The following is an 18,254-nucleotide window of genomic DNA, read 5'->3' as shown; positions in this document are numbered from 1 at the left end:
GTTCTTTTAGTTGTTGATTTCATAACACTCTCCAATTTTGGGGGTGGAAAGTGTCAACCTTATTTAGGACGGCACACCTGTTACATAAAAAAGAGGACTTTGTTTCCTCTTTTTTTTTATCCGTTCGTTTGTAGAATTTAAAAATCACGAGTAGGTAATTAAGCGTCTTACCTCTTTACCACTGATTTAACTAGTCAAGAGAGAACGGAATAATGCTTAAACCCAGCGACAAATGGAATTGGTATTTTGACGAGCAAAAAGCTTGCTTAATGCTGGATCTGGGGGAGGAAATGATTTTCCAAACCAATCTATCCCGAAAATTGTTGGTTAACTGTGCCTTCTCAAACAGTGAATTTACCGTTGATGACGCCAGCGCATTTCAAACGTTTAATGAGCGCATTCGCTGTCTCGATATCAGTGAATATCGCCAAGCTGAATTAACACTGTATTGTGTTGCTGCAAAGCGTTTTCATAAACCTGTACAGCCTAAGAGCTGGTTCTTCGATGCACAGTCCTCTGATTATGAACCTCAAGAAGGGGACATGGTCTTTCTCACAAATCAATATTCTTATGGTATGTTCATCGTTCTAGAACTAGGCGAAACATCGAGCTTATGTGCTTATGTTAACCAAGAAGCCTTTGTTCTTGATGGCAATAAGGCGCTTCAATTTGGGCAGCCGATTAAAGTAATGCATGATCGCATGGCTTGTGCAAACCACCTCTTTGCAATGACCCCTATGGCAATGGTGGGTTAAAGCTGTTTAATTTTTCTTTATTTCGTTCCTTTGTTTGCCTTAATCGACCTTATTGGGTCGATTTTTTTTGTCCTTTCCTCTGACACTCCAATCCGAAAGACCATGAGACTGTTTGTTTTCTATGCATGCAAACATGAAGCTGGTCACTTTTATTTTACTTATTTCAATTTGATTACTCCTTTAATTAGGCAACCTAGCGCCTAAAACAACCCTATTTATTCCCCTATAAAGGGTATTTGTAAGTAATTTACATCAATCAACTCAGACTGGTATATACCAAAATGCATGTAAATAAGTATTCACTTCTTTTAAAGGAAACAAAATACGTTCATGAATGAAAAACATTCAAACTAAAGATGTTGAAAGTTTTAGATCATTTGAGTGGTGATGATTTGAACTAACGGGTGGGAAAATACCTTTAAAAACGAGGCATTGATCGTAAAGTCAGGTATAATTGAAGCCATTTTTTATCAGCGAAAGAACACTATGAATCAATATCTCGCGGTAACTTCAAATGGCATGGAAAATTTGCTTGTTGAAGAACTGACTAAACTAGGCATTGAAAATGCGAAACCAGTACAGGCAGGCGTAAAATTTAAAGCGACAAACGAACAGGTTTATCGCTGTTGTTTGTGGAGCCGTTTAGCGTCTCGATTTGTACGTGTTTTATCTGAGTTCACGTGTAACAACGACATGGACTTGTATCTATCCACTTCCACTATTAACTGGGTTAACCAATTTCATAGCTCTAAACGCTTTGTTGTGGACTTTAACGGCACAAACCGTGAGATTAGAAATAGCCAATACGGGGCTATGAAGGTCAAAGATGGCATCGTAGATTGCTTTGAGAATAAAGGCTTGCCACGTCCTAATATCAGCAAAGAACGCCCAGATATTCGTATTCACGTTCGTTTGCATAAAGATAAAGCGTTGCTTGGGATAGACATGGTAGGTAGTGGTCTTCATCAGCGTGGTTATCGACCAGAATCGGGTCGTGCGCCATTACGTGAAACGCTTGCTTCTGCGATTATCATGCGCTGTGGCTGGGATGGGCATCAACCATTACTCGATCCAATGTGTGGTTCTGGTACTTTGCTTATTGAAGCGGCAATGATGGCAGCCAACATGGCACCTGGCGTTAAGCGCAAACAATGGGGCTTCGAAGTTTTGGAAGACTTTGAACCGGAGACCTGGGCTGAGATTAAATCAGAGGCTAATGTTCAAGCTAGACGGGGTGTCAAGAAAGTTGGCGCTAAGTTTTTTGGATTCGATAACGATCCCAAAGTGTTAAAAGTCGCTCAAGAAAACGCCCGCAGAGCAGGTGTTGAAGAGTTGATTGAGTTTGCGCAAGGTGATGCTGCAACTATTACTCGTCCCGCAGGATTTGAACACGGTGTTATCGTTTCAAACCCACCTTACGGTGAGCGTCTAGGAACTGAGCCGGGGCTGATTGCGCTCTATACCGCATTCGGTGGACAGCTAAAATCTGAGTTTGGCGGATGTAAAGCATCTATCTTCTCTAGCTCAGACGAGCTCTTGAGTTGCCTTCGTATGCGCGCTGATAAACAGTTTAAATTGAACAACGGTGCGTTACCGTGTCACCAAAAGAACTACAGCATTGCCGAGCGCAACGCTGATGAAATGAAAGGTGCAGATACTAACATTCAAATCGCACCAGACTTCTCAAACCGTTTGAAGAAAAACATTGGCAAGATTGGCAAGTGGGCGCGTAAAGAGAAACTAGACTGCTATCGTATCTACGATGCAGACCTTCCAGAATACAACGTAGCGATCGACGTGTACGGCGATCAAATTGTGATTCAAGAGTATGCAGCACCTAAGAACATCCCTGAAGAAAAAGCCAAGCGTCGTCTAACGGACATTATCCGTGCGACGATTCAGGTGACCGGTGTCGAAGCGAACAAAGTTGTACTGAAAGTTCGTGAGAAGCAGAAAGGTCGAAGCCAGTACCAAAAATTAGGTCAGGTATCAGAGACGCTCGAAGTAAACGAGTACGGTGTGAAGCTGAGCGTGAACCTTCATGACTACCTAGACACAGGCCTGTTCTTGGATCATAAGATCACTCGTCGTCGTCTTGGCGAAATGGCACAGGGTAAAGATTTCCTTAACTTGTTTGCTTACACTGGTAGTGCAACAGTGCACGCTGCAGTTGGTGGTGCGCGTTCCACTACAACTGTCGATATGTCAAACACCTACTTGAACTGGGCGAAAGACAATATGCAGCTTAATGGCTGTGTAGGGCGCCAACATAAATATGAACAAGCGGACTGTTTGCAATGGCTAGAAAACGCAAAAGGTGAGTACGACTTGATCTTTATTGACCCACCTACGTTCTCTAACTCTAAGCGTATGGAAACATCATTCGATGTACAACGTGACCACATTAAGCTAATGAAGAACCTCAAACGTTTATTGAGAAGTGAAGGCACAATCGTATTTTCAAATAACAAACGTCACTTCAAGATGGATGAAGAATCACTCGCTGAATTGGGTTTGAAGGCTCAGAATATTTCTTCTCAAACGTTACCATTAGATTTTGCGCGTAATAAACAGATTCATAACTGTTGGCTAGTAACGCACGCTTAGTATAAACAAAAGGATTAATACGTGCTGATATTGTATAGCACGGAGGGATGCCATCTTTGTGAGATGGCATTTGCTCTAGTAGACCAAGTCGGTTTGGCCGAGCAAACAGATATCATCGATATTGCGTTCGATGATGTACTATTTTCTCGTTACGGCGTCACAATACCCGTATTAAAATATCAAGATTCTGAGTTGAACTGGCCGTTTGACTTAGAACAACTCACACATTGGTTGGATAATAATGGCATTACTTACCATTCATAACGCACAACTTGCATTTGGTGACCACCCATTGCTAGACAAAGCGGAGTTCGCTCTTCAAGAGAACGAACGCGTTTGTTTAGTTGGTCGTAACGGAGCAGGTAAGTCCACGTTAATGAAAGTGCTTGCCGGCGACATTTTGTTGGATGATGGCAAGATTCAAATAACTCAAGACGTAGTAGTTTCTCGGCTTGAACAAGATCCACCGCGCAATCAAGAGGGTACGGTTTACGAATACGTATCTGGCGGTTTGGCTGAAATCGGCGAACAATTGAAGATCTATCACGATCTTCTCGATCTTGTTGCTCAAGACCCAAGTGAGAAGAACATTAACCGTTTGGCGAAAGTTCAAGAGCAGCTTGATCATTCTAATGCTTGGCGCTTTGATGACCGTGTTAACAACGTACTTGGCGCTTTAAAACTAAGCCCAGAAACCAAACTGACCGATCTATCCGGTGGCTGGCAACGTAAAGCTGCTTTAGCTCGTGCTCTGGTTTGTGATCCTGATGTATTGCTTCTTGATGAACCAACAAACCATCTCGATGTGACAACGATCGAATGGTTAGAGAACTTCTTAAAAGACTTCAAAGGCTCGATCATCTTTATTTCTCACGACCGTGCATTCATCAAGTCGATGGCGACACGCATCGTTGACTTAGATCGCGGTCAATTAGCTTCTTTCCCTGGTAATTACGAACAGTATTTGAATGACAAAGAAGAAATGCTTCGCGTCGAAGAAATGCAAAATGCTGAGTTCGATAAGAAACTAGCTCAGGAAGAAGTGTGGATTCGTCAAGGCATTAAAGCACGTCGTACTCGTAATGAAGGCCGTGTTCGAGCCCTTAAAAAACTTCGTGAAGAGCGTCGTGACCGCCGTGAAGTTCAAGGTAAAGTTAACCTAAATATCGATGATGCTTCTCGTTCAGGTAAGATTGTATTTGAAGCAGAAAATGTATCTTTTGCTTACGAAGGCAAGACAATTGTCGACGACTTTAGCTTTAACATCATGCGTGGTGACCGTATTGCACTTATCGGACCAAATGGCTGCGGTAAGAGTACGGTACTTAAATTGCTATTGGGGCAATTGGAAGCGCAGTCTGGTCGTTTACACTGCGGAACAAAATTAGAAGTCGCGTACTTTGATCAGTACCGAGAGATTTTGGATCCAGAAAAGACAGTGATCGATAACTTAGCGGATGGGAAACAAGAAGTAATGGTTGGGGGACGTCAGCGTCATGCGCTGAGTTATCTTCAAGACTTCTTATTTGCACCTAAGCGCGCCAGAACCCCGGTTAAGGCACTTTCTGGTGGTGAGAAAAACCGATTATTGCTAGCCCGTATCTTGTTGAAACCAAACAACTTACTTATTCTTGATGAACCAACTAACGATTTGGATATCGAAACGTTGGAACTTTTAGAAGAAATGCTTGCCAATTATCAGGGTACATTATTGTTAGTGAGTCACGACCGTGAGTTCGTAGACAACACAGTAACAACCAGCTGGATTTTTGAGGGTAACGGTATAATCGAAGAGTTCGTTGGTGGTTATCATGATGCTAAACAGCAGCGTGACCAAGTTCTTGCTTCGCGCAGTCAGGTTGAAAAACCAACGAAGAAAGAGAAAGTGGTTGAGGAAACTCCCAAAACTACGCAACCTAAGAACAATTCGAAGAAGTTATCGTATAAGCTGCAAAGAGAATTAGAGGCTCTACCAGCTAAACTTGAACAATTAGAGTCGGATATCGAGAGCCTTCAGGAGCAAGTGAACGATCCAGAGTTCTTTGCTAAACCTGTAGAGCAAACTCAGCCGGTATTGGAACAGCTTGCTGCACTAGAGCAGGAGTTGGAAATCGCATTCGAGAGATGGGAAGAACTCGAAGCAATGCAACAGGATAGTTAAGAATTCAATGAATTGTAGTAATAAATTCAAATTGACCGCCATTGCAATGATGGTTGGTACCACAATGAACGCACAGGCGGCATTGTATCAAGTTGTTGAGGTTTCACCTCAGGATCATGGTTCAAACGGTGACTACCAAACGGCTTACGGGGTTGCAATTCAACAGGGCGATGCAGGTACAGATCCTTCAACAGGTTCACCTTTCGCTTTAGGCTGCTTTGATGCAGCAGCAAACTGCACGCCAGAGCAGTTTAAACTTGCAATGGAAACTCGCACTACACCGATTTCAGCGACACAAGCCGTGGATGGGAACAGCTATCGTGAAGAAATCCCATTCGGATTAGACGCTGGCTTTTATTACATCCAAGAACTCAAAGACTTTGAGCGTTACTGTTACAACCAGCTTCGCTATTCCACCTGTGACTCTTGGGCTTCAGTAAACTGGACGCCGTGGAATAAAGAACGTAGTAAAGACTTTACTTCTAATGCGTTAGCGTTCATAGAAGAAGATTCTACTGCTTATAAAAATGAATATAACAATGTTATCAACCAGCTTACCGAGGGTGGTGCAGCTGTCGGTAATCAGAGTAAAGTTAGCACAGAAAATACTTCTACATTAGAAACACGAAATACCGTAGTTGCACCAGTAGAACCAAATATTCTTACTGGCGATAGTGACGCAAGTGTTGTGCAAAGCCATGCTTGGAGCACAGACGGCATTTTTACTGTTGGCAGTGTTTCTCGAACAGCAAGCAATACCAATGGATCTCACCACACATCAAAAGCAGCGATTTGGGATAAAAGCGGAACCGTCAGTGAATTGGCTTGGCCAAGTGGCACATCTAAAGATGGAGAAAGGTTAGCTCAAGGGAGCATGCGTGACCTTGTCACTGATGGAACTACGGTCTATGGCGTAGGTTACAACACTTACAGTGATGATAACTACCTGAATGCGACTGTTTTTGTCGGAACTCTAGAAGCCGAAGGTAGCGTTGAAAACGCAACTTGGAAAAACAAAGTTGTTGTAGGAGCTAGACAGCGCGAAGGTGATGATACGGTTCATACAAACTCACGATTAACCGACGTTAACTCTAATTTTGTTGCTATTGGTGAAGCAAAACGTTCGGGCAGATACTTAATGCCAACGGGCTCTGCTCCGAATCGTCTCTTTATCGTAGATGATGTTCGTAAGGATTCTATTAGCGCTTTTTACCCAACTACTGGCATTTTCTTTAGCGGTGCGGGCGGTAAGATGGGCGGTATCAACTCTTACAATGAAATCGTCGGGCAACTTGATGCGGAAACGACTCGTGAAGACGATGGCAAGCCACGTCGTAAGCGCGGTTTTATCTATCCATATAGCGTAGGTGGCGAGACTAGTGAACGTGCTGCAACATTATTCAATGGAAAAGCTTGGTTCCTAGACAGTTTGACTAATGGCGGTGATTACTCTGAACAAAACAATCAGTTCCGTATTATCGACGCAACTGATATCAATGATGCAGGTGTGATCTCTGGTACTGCTATGAAATGTGCAGGTGGTTATAGCACAACAGCAAACAATGCGACATGTAGCTCTGAAGAGCAAATTGTAGCAGTCAAACTAGTACCTATTGCTGACGCAACTAAGGACGACATCGTATCTCGAAGCATTGACTCAACGACGACAGAGCGTCAAGGTGCAGGCCTTGGTTGGTTAGCTTTGACCATGCTTGGATTGTTTGGGTTCCGTAGAAAATAGTTAAAAATCGTCAGTAATCTTTAAATCAAGCAGAGGCTCACACATTTGAGTCTCTGCTTTTTTTATGCCTTGAGAAATTGCCTACTTTGATCGATTCTTATAAGTGGAGTCATAAAAACTCCATCAAAGTTTCACAATAACAGCTGTACGTTAGTAAATGGACCTGTATGAGGAATTAACTATGAAGAGACAAAAGCGTGATCGCCTAGAACGAGCTCAATCTCAAGGCTACAAAGCTGGGTTGAATGGAAGGTCTCAAGAGGCTTGCCCATATCAACAAGTTGATGCTCGGTCGTATTGGTTAGGTGGTTGGCGTGATGCCAGAGATGAAAGACAATCTGGTCTCTACAAATAAACTCTCCACATACAAAAAGAAGGATTCGAAAGGGCTCTACGGAGCCTTTTCTACATTATAGGGACATAGGGAAGTAGGTTAACACTCGATAACAAAAAGGCTCCTAAATAGGAGCCTTAATAAATCGATTAAAATCGTGATTAGAAGCTTGAAGTATCTTGGAACAAGCCAACTTTCAAATCTTTTGCTACGTAGATTTCTTTGCCGTCCACACATACACGACCGTCAGCCAAACCCATCACAAGCTTACGGTTTACAACGCGTTTCATGTGGATTTCGTACGTCACTTTTTTCGCTGTTGGTAGGATCTGACCTGTAAACTTCACTTCGCCAACACCCAGAGCACGACCTTTTCCTTTGCCACCAACCCAGCCAAGGAAGAAACCAACAAGTTGCCACATCGCATCAAGGCCAAGACAACCCGGCATTACAGGGTCGCCAGGGAAGTGGCAGTCAAAGAACCACAAATCTGGAGTAATATCCAATTCCGCCAAGATCAAACCTTTACCAAAATCGCCTTCAGTCTCAGACATTTTAGTAACACGATCCATCATTAGCATGTTTGGCGCAGGAAGCTGAGGGTAACCAGGCCCAAACAGTTCGCCTTGGCTAGAAGCAAGTAGATCGTCACGGTTATAAGAATCACGTTTGTTTTGCATTATCAATTACTCCAATTTTTGATAGCTGCATCTTAGTGAACACGTGTACGCTAAACAACTCCGATCAGTACTAGACAAACCAGTTTTTGATGCGCTGCACAATTCCTTCTGGACGCTCATGTCTTTCAAAGTTTTCAATACGTTCCGCTATTTTGCCAATAATGCTATCGTCTTCACCTCTAAAAGGTTTATTCATTACAATCGGAATAGCTTCATCTACGGTAGAAACGGACCAAATATGGAACTCACCATTTTTAATGCTTTCTATTACATCTTTATGTAATGCAAGGTGTTTAAGGTTTGATTTTGGCATCACAACACCTTGATTTCCTGTAAAACCTTGATGTTTACAAACCTGATAAAAGCCTTCAATTTTTTCGTTCAAGCCACCGACGGCTTGCACTCGACCAAACTGATCAACAGCTCCTGTAACAGCAACTTGTTGATTAATTGGAGATTCAGATAAAGCACTCACCAAGCAACAAAGTTCTGCAAGAGATGCGCTGTCACCATCAACTTCACTATAAGACTGTTCAAATACGATGGAGGCAGAGTAAGGCAGTGGTTCATCCAGTTTCAGAGCAGAGCTCAAGAAAGCTTGCATAATCATCATGCCTTTTGCATGTAGATTGCCTCCAAGCTCAGCTTTGCGCTCAACATCGGAAACATCGCCATCACCAAAATGAATTACACAAGATATTCGTGCAGGCTCACCATAGCTGACAGGGTGCCCAGCCATATCAATAACGGTTAGGCCATTGATTTGACCAACTTGTTCCCCAGTTGTCTCAATGATGACTTGTCCATCTAAAATATCGTACACGGCACGCTGAGGAAGGTAAGATTCTCGGTAATACTTGTCGTCAATCGCTTTATCTAACGACTTGTAATCTAATGCGTGGCCATCACTGAACTGGCTGGCAAGCGTTAGAAGTTGAGAGTGCCACATTACTCCTAAAGGCAGATAATGTTGATCTTCAGTAAATCTCATACCGGCCAGCAACAATCTTCTAAAACCACATTCAGTTAAGTGAGGCAGTTGATATTGAGAACAAATCCAGTTCACTAAACCAAAGTAATCTGTCAAATTCTGCTCTGACAGATGAATATCTTCTTCAACTTCCGTATACATGGCAAAGCCAGAACAGAAGTCGTCATCGATGTATTCTAGCTCTGCTAACTGACTTCTTTCTCCTGTTACAATCAGTTTTACATCATAAGCTTTAGCTTGCGGTACTGAAGTAGGTAAACGAGTAGGGCTTAGGTTCAGTGGCTCGATAAGGTTTTGTTGAATTGCAGACTTTATATTTGGCCAAAGTCCTGGATTAGCCAAAATTAGATTAGCCGGTACAATTAAGTAACCGCTATCTGCCTGTGAAATTAAGCCAGGTTGGAAGGCAATATCACCACTTAAATCGACACTGTAACGGTCAAATAAGCGTTTGGCATCAAGTGATTCCGACAAAACAATCGCAGCGTTAGACTGGCTCTGAAGAGCTTTACTGATGAACTCTCTATAGACAGAATTATCTACGCAGTTAATGAGTAGTACTCGCGTCAATCCAGAAATTTTTGAAAAACGAGATATCGTTGCCGACATTCTCGGTTGGAGCTCAGTAAAAGACTTCTTTGGTAACGAAGGTGCAGACTTTAAAAGTGCTTCGTACTGCTCAAGTGAAGGTGTTACGTCTTGCCAATTAAGTTGGTTCATTAAAATTCATCGTAATTCAATCTTGCCGACATTATAACGAAACGGACTATAACACCCTAGCACCAATTTGGTTTGCTCATGGCATTCAATTCTCAATGAACAATACTTAGACAAATGAGTGATCAACATCGATACTTCTAAGAGTTTTATTTGCCCAAGTAAACCATCTGGGTTACGCTGTCACTAGGTTATGTTTATGGGTCGGAATAAATGAAATATCAGCAGCTTGAGAATCTAGAATGTGGGTGGAAATGGAAGTATCTCATCAAAAAATGGAAAGATGGTGAAGCGATTACCCGACATATTGATACAAGCGAAGCAGATGCAGCGGTCGCAGAACTAAAACGCCTTGAACACGAGCCTACACTTGTCTTGGCTTGGATAGAAAACCACATGTCAGAAGAGTTAGATAATAAACTCAAGCAGGCTATCCGAGCGAAACGGAAACGTCACTTCAATGCAGAGCAAGTCCATACAAAGAAAAAATCCATTGATTTAGATTACCGGGTTTGGGAAAAGCTTTCTAGCAGAGCGAATGAACTTGGTTGTACGTTATCTGACGCAATTGAATATTTGCTTTCCGAAGCGTCGAGAAGTGAAAAAGCGAGTCAAAAAGTTACCTCAATTAAAGAGGATTTGAGTAAATTGCTATCTAGCTAGGATAGGGAGTGCCAAATGTTATATGTAATCTTAATTGCAGCCATCGTGATCTTTTGGTTGATCGCAGTCGATAGGCCGGTGTTAAAAGTAAAGTTCGATAATGGCCATATTAGTAACGTAAAAGGGCATCTACCTCCTTCTTTCAAACACAACTTACAGGATATTAGTGAGCATAACCCGTTTACTGGTGAAATGAAGGTGTATAGCCAACGAACAGGAATGCGCTTAAGCTTTTCCAAAGGCATTCCCAAAAAAGTTCAACAGAGGATTCGTAACGTTTTTCCGCATCAGGGCTTCAAAGCAAACAAAGGCAAGAAGCGCGCTTAATTACATATCAGTTACTTCATCATGTTAAATGGGACGCAATGTGGCGTCCCATTTTCGTATCTACAGAAAAATTACTTATCATCGAACAATCAACAACATAAACGGACCAAAACGATGAGATACGTTGTAACTTTAATGATACTGATCTTTGCAAGTACTTCAGTTTTTGCTGACGACTCAGAAACGAACCTGTTGGCTAAAAAGATTAAGACTAAGCTTCAAAAGAAAGTAGACAATAAGTTTGATGACTATCAAGGTTATTGTGACGTCATGATAGAAATGGAGCACAAAAGTAAAAACGCAGTAATAAAAAGAGTAACCAGTAGTGGTGACCAAAAAGTGTGTAGGTACGTTAAGTCCAACTTGAAGAAAGGAAAACGCTATCGTTACAAATACCCCGAAAAGTACATTCGCCTCCATATAACCACAGGCTTATAAATGTTTCAGAACGCCTTGATTAAGAGCGAGTGAACTGAGCTCGTGATTTTTGGCAGATTTCGTTGCGGAGCGATTAGAGCGTTTAGCTGATTTTTGCTGTTGTACGAGGCGAGTATGAAAGGCTTTTTTGTTTGGTAGTGCTTAAGTTAGTAATCGTGATGCCATTGAATGGCAAATTCAGTGAGTTGGCCATCATCACCATACATAGATTGATTCAGGTGCTTACAGAAGAACACGCCAGTAAGTCGAGGACTAAGCGCGCATCAATTTTCAATAAGAGATTTGATTTGCTTCGTAAGCATAACCACAAATTATTGTCTTTGATTAGTGATTAAGCACCTTTAATCAAAGTGGGTAACTCTCTTCTTTTCAAATTGGAGTCTCAGATCTAGTCTGAACTAATACAAAAATTCTGATGAATTAATCTTCAAATACATCGAGTAGATTTGTATCGAACGAAAGTCCCTTTAAATTGTGCTCTTCACATAACGATATGAGTTTGTCATCACAATAAATTGACGTACAACCTTCACCTTTTGATTTAAAGACATATTTATTTGAAAGATCGCTTTCTATAAATGCCAGTTTCTCTAATAATCCTTGTTCTCCGTCAATGTCTTCAAATTTGATTTTCTGCTTGTCTTCTTCTCCAAAGGACATCACGTTGAACACGGTAAAACTTTCATCATCGATTGTAATCGGTAAGAACTCACCGTCAGAATCAATTACATCTCGTACTACCTGATATGCATTTTCTCTCAAGACAAGAAATGTTCTCCATTTAGATATGTCTGGGATTGCTTCAGCAGATTTAAAGTGTTGAGTAAATGTTGCATATTCATTTACCCAAACATCTCTCAAGCTGGTTGAATCAACAGGGGCTCTTCGAAGTCGTCTTAACAACTTAAAGTCATCTGAATCGAGAGCTCGCTTATAAGGGTCATGCTCTAAGACCTTAAATTCTCGAGGTTTACTTTTTAATTTGTATACAGTCATACAGTAGGTTTCCAGTTAGCATCTTTCTTCTCCAGAATTTTCTCAGGATGAGAACTATCTTGTATTTGCTTTTTCAGCAGTTAAGCAGTTAAGCAGTTCAGCAGTGTGGACTTAAATACATTCTCACTATGCCTAATTCTTCCAAGCGTGCCAATCCAGTTCTGATAATTTGTACCATGTATTCGTGAATGAGGTGGAGCTTTTGGAGTAGTGTAGTGATCTTTATAAGCACTGGATCTAGGTAACCAAACACCATTAATTGCATCATTAATCCCTATACCAAATTCTAACATTTGTAATTTTGCATCAATCATCGCAGTTACCTTACCGTTTCTCATCACAATCTGATGTGCTGCGTGATTTGGGCTAGGATGAGGTTCTGCTACGGCATAAAGTATGCGAGACAAGTGCCGGTAGCTTATTCCAAGAATGGATGTGGCTTCTCGGCACTTTAACTTATTGTTTAACACACCTTGGATACTGGAGAAACGTTGCAATTCATGGTAGTTCATCGTAACTAACTTCCTAGATACCTCCAAGCAAACATAGGACAGATTCACTTGGAAATACTAGGACATTATCGCTTTGGGCTTACACTATTAGTGCGCATTATGGGCGCTTATGTTGAATGCGATTGCATATGCGTATCCTATAAAATGTCTCTCTTTTGAGGGACAATTCAATGAAGTATCACGAAATGACTAAAAACTATATTTTTCGTGAATTTGAATGTGGCTTAACCGTCGAAGAAGCTGCCAAACTTTGTTTGAAAACTGTGAGAACGGTCAAAGAATGGGACAAGGGAAAATCCATTCCTCCAGAGTGTAAGCGCTTGATGAGGATGAATAAGGGTAGGGAACTGAGTAGTTGTGAAGACTGGGAAAACTTCGTAATGAGGCATGACCGCCTAGAGCTACCAACAGGACAGTTGGTCACTGCACAGCAGGTATTAATTGGCGTAGCTCTTTTAGAGCTAGGTGCGTCGAATGATATTAAAATCGCACACCAAATCTTAAAATATGCGAGAGTATTAAAGGAATTAGTGCAATAAAAAAGGCTCCTTAGGGAGCCTTGTAAAAAGCTAAATAAGTTAATACTGAGGATATATGTTGCTAAGTTTTTCTATAAATCGTTTAAAAATATTAACTGGCTTAGAGGGGTAGCCACGAAAATTTATCGCTTCGTTAGATTCGATTTCATTTTTCCGTTCAGGTGCCGATAAATCGTACTCAATCTGTATTGCTAAATATTTAAGTGGATCAGCATCAGGATTTAGGTTTTGGTCTGTTAGTTGAAGGTATTCAAGAACATCCTTACTTGACGCACGACCATGCATAATATTATCTAGAATTTTAGGATTCGTAACTTTCAAGAAACACACAGTACCCATAATATCCTGATAGTATTCGTTAAATGCAGCATTACACGAATTTTCAATAAGAGCAAAGTAAGTTAAAATCCGTTCAATATCGCGAAAAGAAGGCTTTAAGTGTCTTACTAGGTCTGTAATCGCTAATAATGCATCTCTATTATATATGTTCCCTCCAGCAGCCATTAAATTAAAAGAATTATTTAAATAAGTAACACCGTCATCTTGTTGAGATAGAGCTACTGTCTTACGAGGTAAAGATAGCCAAACATCAATGAACTTTTGTAAGTAAGTAACTGAGTCAATACCACTTCCATATCTGCATTTTACAGATTCTTCTAATTGCTTTCTGTTCATCACAAGCAAGAACGTTACGCCCGACACCGAGAATAAGTGTTTGATATTTTCTAATAGATCTAGCGCAAAGTCGGGTCTACAGCGGTCGAGTTCATCAATCACGAATACAATTCTTCCGCTTGACGTATGATGTCGGGCTATATCTGAAAGAAATTCCTTGAAGTTCTTAAGAGCCAATTTATCAGCTTTAGAACTCTCAAATTTAGAAGATATGATTGAATCAACTTGTTCTGACACTAACTCCGAAATATCTTTTTCAGCTTGTTCTAATAATGTATCACTTACAATTCCAGCAGTACCAATACGAACTCCTGTTTTGATCATTCCCCGACTAAACGTTTTAAATACTTTAGCTGCTTTTTCTTTGAACGCTGTCGTCTTACACGTTACTTTATCTTCTAGTAATTCATAAATCTCTGACGCTAAAGCTAAAAAAGGTTCTTTCTGGTAATCATTTTGAAATGCATCAAAATATATAGTTTCTAAAGGTTTTTCACGGTTATATTTATTCTCATTGGCCCACATCTTTATAAATGTGCTTTTCCCTTCTCCCCATTGTGAATCAAGAGCTAAAACTAAATTTTCCTCTGAATTATTAATTAAGTTATAAAGGTGATCTCCAAACGGCTTTCGAATGAATATATCTCTTTCTGTCGAAAAACACTCACCATCATCAAGCTGTAACTCTGGAACTGTCAATCTCACAAGTCTCTCCAAATTTTTAATGTTATTCACGTTGCCATATGACTGATTTTACAGGATATTGCTCAAAATCTTAGTTACTAAACCAGCATACCAACAAATTAACTTTGTTGCATAGACAGGGAGGAAGTTGAAGACACCGTGGAATTTACCCCCGTAATACAGATTCGGGGGTTTGCTCCGCTTTTAGGTCCCTCCCGCAAAGCGGGCCCCTCCCAAAATGCTCGCAATACCGCGCACATAATAAAAAAGGGCTCGTATAGAGCCCCATAGTTAAGTTCGGTGTGGAAGTGCCAAGGTTTGGTGTCCTACATGTTCCGCTTCCTCGGTCTACGCAGACTGCGCTAGCTTCGACGCTGTGGCGAGCGGTCTAAATATGGACAGGCATGTTTTGCTGCAATATGTCCGACGGCTTTTCTCTTTGGCCGCACGTGAAGATCCTTTCTGTTTCTTCCCAAGTCACTCGATATACGCAGTCGCTCAACACTTCGAACTGATACCCAATCTTTACCAAGTCCAGATGATCGAAACTGAATAGCTTGTCGCGGCCATCGTACACATCGATGTATATCTTGTAGAACGTCAGGTCACGGTCGAGTTCGGCAGCATACTTCAGCCGTTTGGCGTAGGCGATTTGCTTTGCGTATCCGGTGATATAGAAGTCGTAATCTTCCAAAGGCCCGAACCCTGATGTTTTCTTTTTCTTCTTCGCTTTGGTTTCTGCCGTATCTACCGTTGGCGTTCCGTCAGGCAGCTGCGCTTGTACTGGTTGTGGTGGTTTAACGGGGTCGGGTGGTTGCTCTGGCTCCGGCCACCAAGCCCAGATATTGAAAACTAACCCAAGCGATAACAGCACCACCGTTCCGACGACAGGCCAACGCTTCCAGAACGGGCGAATGTCTTTTGCTTCGGCTTCCTGCACTTGCTTGTTGGATTGCGAATGACTCTTATAGAACGGGAAGTATTCCGACTTATAAAATCGGGTAGAGGTGTTCACCACTTCACCGGCACAACCATCTTGCACTTTCTTGGTGTAAGAACTGGTTGAACCCATGGCCGTGTTCTTTGTGCATCGGTAGGTCACTTCAATCATGTCCTTAATGTCTCGATGCACTTTGCGGATGTTCTGCGTGAGCAAGATGATATCGACACCGTAGTGACGGTGTATTGAGTACCATTCTAGAATCGGCGCGGCCAAGCCTCGACTTGGCAAGCTCATGTGCGCCTCATCGACCACATAAAGTGGTCCTTGTCCTTTTTCATTGCGCCATTCGTCCGAGTAGTCTTCAATCTGGCTGAACGGGCGCGAGGTTGAACCGAAATCCGTTAAACGACCATCCACGATTTTGATGAGTTCTCGAACGTCTTCACCAAATACCTTAACGAACCAATCAATGTTTAATGTGATATTGGTGATGACTTTACGGCCATCCTTAATGGCCGGAATAATGTGATAGGCAACCGCCTCATAAGTTTTACCGCCTCCTGGTCTTCCTGCTATGGCGTATATCATGAGCCTAACCTCGTAAACGGAATCAATTGCAGCATCAAGCGCACCGTAATAGCGGCCAGAATGATAGACAGGCATTGAGGCACACCGACCGCCGCCATGACCCAAGCCACCGTAGGCGGAATACTGGTCATGTACTGGCTCATATCGACCGGAGCGAATAGGGAGAACACACCAGAGAGCAACAGATTCACCATTGCCATGATTTGCTCAACCGCCCAAAAGAACAGGTCTTTGAGCATGTTGACCAGCGAGATTAAGAGCTGATAGAGGAACACCAATAGCTTGTTAAATAAATCGACTAACCAATCCATATTAACCTCCGAAAATAATACGACGCGCCGCAAACACTGACGTCATGATGAGCACCGCACGAATAAAACCGAACACCCAATCAAAGCTGATTTGTTCCTCAAAACTGAAGTCACCGAAGAACGGCACAGGGAGCACGAAAGAAGGGCGCTTGGCACTGGATAAGTCGAGGTCACCAAACGAGTTCACAAAGTTGTCGATGGTGTTGTGTTTAAGATCATCTAACTGACCGGACACCAAACCACCTAAACCATCGGGATAGCCCGACTCATAAAAGCCAGTACAACTTTGGGACTCGATACACGTACCACCCGTACCTGCGCCAGACGTATCTGTATTCGCTATACCGTCTAAGGTGTCAGAAATACCGGAAACTTCATCCGCGATACCATCCATTGCCCCTGCAATTTTCTCTACGTCGTCACCCACACCATTAATGGCATTGGTGTTCTTGTTCATGGCCGTGGTGATGTCAGCATTCGCTTGTTGGATAAGGGCCTTAGTGTTTTCGTAAATCTTGTTGTCGTTGATTTGCTGCTTTTGAATGGCTTGCGTGTTGGTGACCATCGACGCGTTCAGCGCAATGATTTGGTTTTGAACGTCAGCACTGGCTTGATTGATGTCGATGTTCATGTCATTTAGCGCTTTGTTGACGTCCTTATTCATCCCTGTAATGGCTTTCAGAACTGCCGTGTCTGTCGATTCATCGGTGTCAGGCTCTTCCACGTCTGGCTCACTGTCGGTATCCGGTGGATTCACCGTATTGGTTGAGTCGTCAGGTAATACGCTAGGGTCTTCGATGTCACCTGTCGGGTCGTCAGGATCATGAATTGGGTCATCAGGAATAATAGGGGTGTCAGGGCCATCTTTACCCCAGAAGAGTGTGCCGCCTTCACACTGATTGCCTTTGAACTGAAACGTTCCATGACAGATTGTGTTTTGTGTCCATTCGCCAGAATCAACGCCCGTACACAGCGTGGTATCACTAGGAATGCGTTCTAGTTCGCATCGGGTTGCACCAAAATCGCCATAGCATGCCCCAGTAACTTGTTCACCGTAGACGTACGCCAGCCATTGAAGCAGCTTGGTTTCATCAATGGATTTTTTGAACTGGCAAGCGTCCATACAGGTGCCGTCAGGGTTTTCACCATACTCACAGGCAGGAACGATAGGTTCGCAGGTGACACCGTCACCATCCTCTATCATTTCATAGTCAGCTGGACACTTAGCCGTATCATGACGGAACCATACAGTTTGAATTTTCGGGAAAGAAGAGCTGTCGGTATTACACATTATACGTAAGCCGAACTCATCGCTATCCATGTAACATGACTTAGTGGAGAAGTCTTTGTATCGAACAAACTTATTTTCATAACAAGAGACATAAGAATAAGGATTAACTCTCATCCCCCTAGACAGCTTACAGTCGGGATAAGCGATAACATCTCTCACGGCGTAAGTAGGTTGAGCTGCGCTTGCATGCCATGACAGGAACAAGCACGAAAACAGAAGTAAAAAGAGTGATTTATTCACGTTTTCACCATTAAAAAAGGGGACCGAAGCCCCCTTATCCTCTAAAGTTTTGGCTGGCCAC

General features: G+C 42.3%; 18 protein-coding genes. 10 read left to right on the top strand and 8 right to left on the bottom strand.

The window, feature by feature from the left end:
- Positions 1–212: 212 nt before the first annotated feature.
- From R7E38_RS21050 to rmf, 6 genes are all read left to right on the top strand, one after another.
- On the top strand, positions 213–755 hold the full coding sequence (locus R7E38_RS21050; RefSeq protein WP_318082081.1) for a cell division protein ZapC: 543 nt from the start codon (positions 213–215) through the stop codon (positions 753–755).
- Positions 756–1,241: 486 nt separating this feature from the next.
- Complete coding sequence (rlmKL, locus tag R7E38_RS21045; protein WP_226084311.1) at positions 1,242–3,362, top strand: bifunctional 23S rRNA (guanine(2069)-N(7))-methyltransferase RlmK/23S rRNA (guanine(2445)-N(2))-methyltransferase RlmL; 2,121 nt, start codon at positions 1,242–1,244, stop codon at positions 3,360–3,362.
- 21 nt (positions 3,363–3,383) lie between these two features.
- Positions 3,384–3,626, top strand: a complete 243-nt coding sequence (locus R7E38_RS21040; RefSeq protein ID WP_017821808.1) for a glutaredoxin family protein — start codon at positions 3,384–3,386, stop codon at positions 3,624–3,626.
- Positions 3,604–5,523 (top strand): ABC transporter ATP-binding protein, encoded by a 1,920-nt coding sequence (locus R7E38_RS21035; protein WP_137282029.1) that lies wholly within the window; start codon positions 3,604–3,606, stop codon positions 5,521–5,523. Before R7E38_RS21040 ends, R7E38_RS21035 begins: the two co-directional genes overlap by 23 nt.
- Positions 5,524–5,530: 7 nt before the next feature.
- A complete protein-coding gene (locus R7E38_RS21030) occupies positions 5,531–7,264 on the top strand; it encodes a DUF3466 family protein (RefSeq protein ID WP_226084313.1) in 1,734 nt (577 codons plus the stop codon).
- 181 nt (positions 7,265–7,445) lie between these two features.
- Positions 7,446–7,619, top strand: coding sequence for a ribosome modulation factor (gene rmf / locus R7E38_RS21025; RefSeq protein WP_005377453.1), 174 nt, complete (start codon positions 7,446–7,448; stop codon positions 7,617–7,619).
- Between the two features lie 140 nt (positions 7,620–7,759).
- Here rmf and fabA read toward each other — a convergent pair whose 3' ends face one another.
- A complete protein-coding gene (gene fabA, locus R7E38_RS21020) occupies positions 7,760–8,278 on the bottom strand; it encodes a bifunctional 3-hydroxydecanoyl-ACP dehydratase/trans-2-decenoyl-ACP isomerase (protein WP_005390081.1) in 519 nt (172 codons plus the stop codon).
- A gap of 70 nt (positions 8,279–8,348) precedes the next feature.
- Entirely contained in the window at positions 8,349–9,989 is a 1,641-nt protein-coding gene (locus R7E38_RS21015) for a Lon protease family protein (protein ID WP_318082078.1), read from the bottom strand.
- A 210-nt stretch (positions 9,990–10,199) separates the two neighbouring features.
- On the opposite strand from R7E38_RS21015, the gene matP reads away from it, so the two are divergent.
- The 3 genes from matP (at position 10,200) to R7E38_RS21000 (ending at position 11,414) form a co-directional block, all read left to right on the top strand.
- Positions 10,200–10,649, top strand: a complete 450-nt coding sequence (gene matP, locus R7E38_RS21010) for a macrodomain Ter protein MatP (RefSeq protein WP_005396497.1) — start codon at positions 10,200–10,202, stop codon at positions 10,647–10,649.
- A 15-nt stretch (positions 10,650–10,664) separates the two neighbouring features.
- The gene (locus R7E38_RS21005; RefSeq protein WP_005377468.1) at positions 10,665–10,976 is read left to right on the top strand and encodes a DUF3634 family protein; all 312 of its coding nucleotides are present in this window, start codon (positions 10,665–10,667) and stop codon (positions 10,974–10,976) included.
- A gap of 114 nt (positions 10,977–11,090) precedes the next feature.
- Positions 11,091–11,414 carry a hypothetical protein gene (locus tag R7E38_RS21000; RefSeq protein WP_017634287.1) on the top strand — a complete coding sequence of 108 codons (324 nt, stop codon included), beginning with the start codon at positions 11,091–11,093 and terminating at the stop codon, positions 11,412–11,414.
- A 420-nt stretch (positions 11,415–11,834) separates the two neighbouring features.
- Here the strand turns inward: R7E38_RS21000 and R7E38_RS20995 are convergent, their stop codons facing one another.
- Positions 11,835–12,410: a hypothetical protein gene (locus tag R7E38_RS20995; protein ID WP_064353938.1), complete on the bottom strand. Its 576-nt coding sequence runs from the start codon at positions 12,408–12,410 to the stop codon at positions 11,835–11,837.
- An 80-nt stretch (positions 12,411–12,490) separates the two neighbouring features.
- On the bottom strand, positions 12,491–12,922 hold the full coding sequence (locus R7E38_RS20990; RefSeq protein WP_064353937.1) for an AHH domain-containing protein: 432 nt from the start codon (positions 12,920–12,922) through the stop codon (positions 12,491–12,493).
- A gap of 170 nt (positions 12,923–13,092) precedes the next feature.
- Between R7E38_RS20990 and R7E38_RS20985 the strand changes: the two genes are divergently transcribed.
- Positions 13,093–13,461: a phage protein gene (locus tag R7E38_RS20985; protein WP_086587173.1), complete on the top strand. Its 369-nt coding sequence runs from the start codon at positions 13,093–13,095 to the stop codon at positions 13,459–13,461.
- Positions 13,462–13,500: 39 nt separating this feature from the next.
- Here the strand turns inward: R7E38_RS20985 and R7E38_RS20980 are convergent, their stop codons facing one another.
- The 4 genes from R7E38_RS20980 to R7E38_RS20965 all read right to left on the bottom strand — a co-directional run bounded on the left by R7E38_RS20980 (position 13,501) and on the right by R7E38_RS20965 (position 18,193).
- Positions 13,501–14,841 (bottom strand): P-loop NTPase fold protein, encoded by a 1,341-nt coding sequence (locus R7E38_RS20980; protein WP_318082076.1) that lies wholly within the window; start codon positions 14,839–14,841, stop codon positions 13,501–13,503.
- 367 nt (positions 14,842–15,208) lie between these two features.
- Positions 15,209–16,351 (bottom strand): zonular occludens toxin domain-containing protein, encoded by a 1,143-nt coding sequence (locus R7E38_RS20975; protein ID WP_318082075.1) that lies wholly within the window; start codon positions 16,349–16,351, stop codon positions 15,209–15,211.
- The gene (locus tag R7E38_RS20970; protein ID WP_017822026.1) at positions 16,348–16,662 is read right to left on the bottom strand and encodes a DUF2523 family protein; all 315 of its coding nucleotides are present in this window, start codon (positions 16,660–16,662) and stop codon (positions 16,348–16,350) included. Before R7E38_RS20970 ends, R7E38_RS20975 begins: the two co-directional genes overlap by 4 nt.
- Before the next feature lies 1 nt (position 16,663).
- Positions 16,664–18,193 (bottom strand): methyl-accepting chemotaxis protein, encoded by a 1,530-nt coding sequence (locus R7E38_RS20965; protein WP_137282632.1) that lies wholly within the window; start codon positions 18,191–18,193, stop codon positions 16,664–16,666.
- Positions 18,194–18,254: the final 61 nt, after the last annotated feature.

It is taken from the genome of Vibrio sp. Vb2131 (genome assembly GCF_033338535.1).
GTDB lineage: Bacteria > Pseudomonadota > Gammaproteobacteria > Enterobacterales > Vibrionaceae > Vibrio > Vibrio alginolyticus.
This window is presented reverse-complemented; position numbering and strand designations above follow the sequence as displayed.

Bases quoted from the DNA above. Each gene is read 5' to 3' on its own strand.
- R7E38_RS21050 (WP_318082081.1), top strand. From the start codon at position 213: ATGCTTAAACCCAGCGACAAATGGAATTGGTATTTTGACGAGCAAAAA.
- rlmKL (WP_226084311.1), top strand. From the start codon at position 1,242: ATGAATCAATATCTCGCGGTAACTTCAAATGGCATGGAAAATTTGCTT.
- R7E38_RS21035 (WP_137282029.1), top strand. From the start codon at position 3,604: ATGGCATTACTTACCATTCATAACGCACAACTTGCATTTGGTGACCAC.
- R7E38_RS21030 (WP_226084313.1), top strand. From the start codon at position 5,531: ATGAATTGTAGTAATAAATTCAAATTGACCGCCATTGCAATGATGGTT.
- rmf (WP_005377453.1), top strand. From the start codon at position 7,446: ATGAAGAGACAAAAGCGTGATCGCCTAGAACGAGCTCAATCTCAAGGC.
- fabA (WP_005390081.1), bottom strand. From the start codon at position 8,278: ATGCAAAACAAACGTGATTCTTATAACCGTGACGATCTACTTGCTTCT.
- R7E38_RS21015 (WP_318082078.1), bottom strand. From the start codon at position 9,989: ATGAACCAACTTAATTGGCAAGACGTAACACCTTCACTTGAGCAGTAC.
- matP (WP_005396497.1), top strand. From the start codon at position 10,200: ATGAAATATCAGCAGCTTGAGAATCTAGAATGTGGGTGGAAATGGAAG.
- R7E38_RS21005 (WP_005377468.1), top strand. From the start codon at position 10,665: ATGTTATATGTAATCTTAATTGCAGCCATCGTGATCTTTTGGTTGATC.
- R7E38_RS21000 (WP_017634287.1), top strand. From the start codon at position 11,091: ATGAGATACGTTGTAACTTTAATGATACTGATCTTTGCAAGTACTTCA.
- R7E38_RS20995 (WP_064353938.1), bottom strand. From the start codon at position 12,410: ATGACTGTATACAAATTAAAAAGTAAACCTCGAGAATTTAAGGTCTTA.
- R7E38_RS20990 (WP_064353937.1), bottom strand. From the start codon at position 12,922: ATGAACTACCATGAATTGCAACGTTTCTCCAGTATCCAAGGTGTGTTA.
- R7E38_RS20985 (WP_086587173.1), top strand. From the start codon at position 13,093: ATGAAGTATCACGAAATGACTAAAAACTATATTTTTCGTGAATTTGAA.
- R7E38_RS20975 (WP_318082075.1), bottom strand. From the start codon at position 16,351: ATGATATACGCCATAGCAGGAAGACCAGGAGGCGGTAAAACTTATGAG.
- R7E38_RS20970 (WP_017822026.1), bottom strand. From the start codon at position 16,662: ATGGATTGGTTAGTCGATTTATTTAACAAGCTATTGGTGTTCCTCTAT.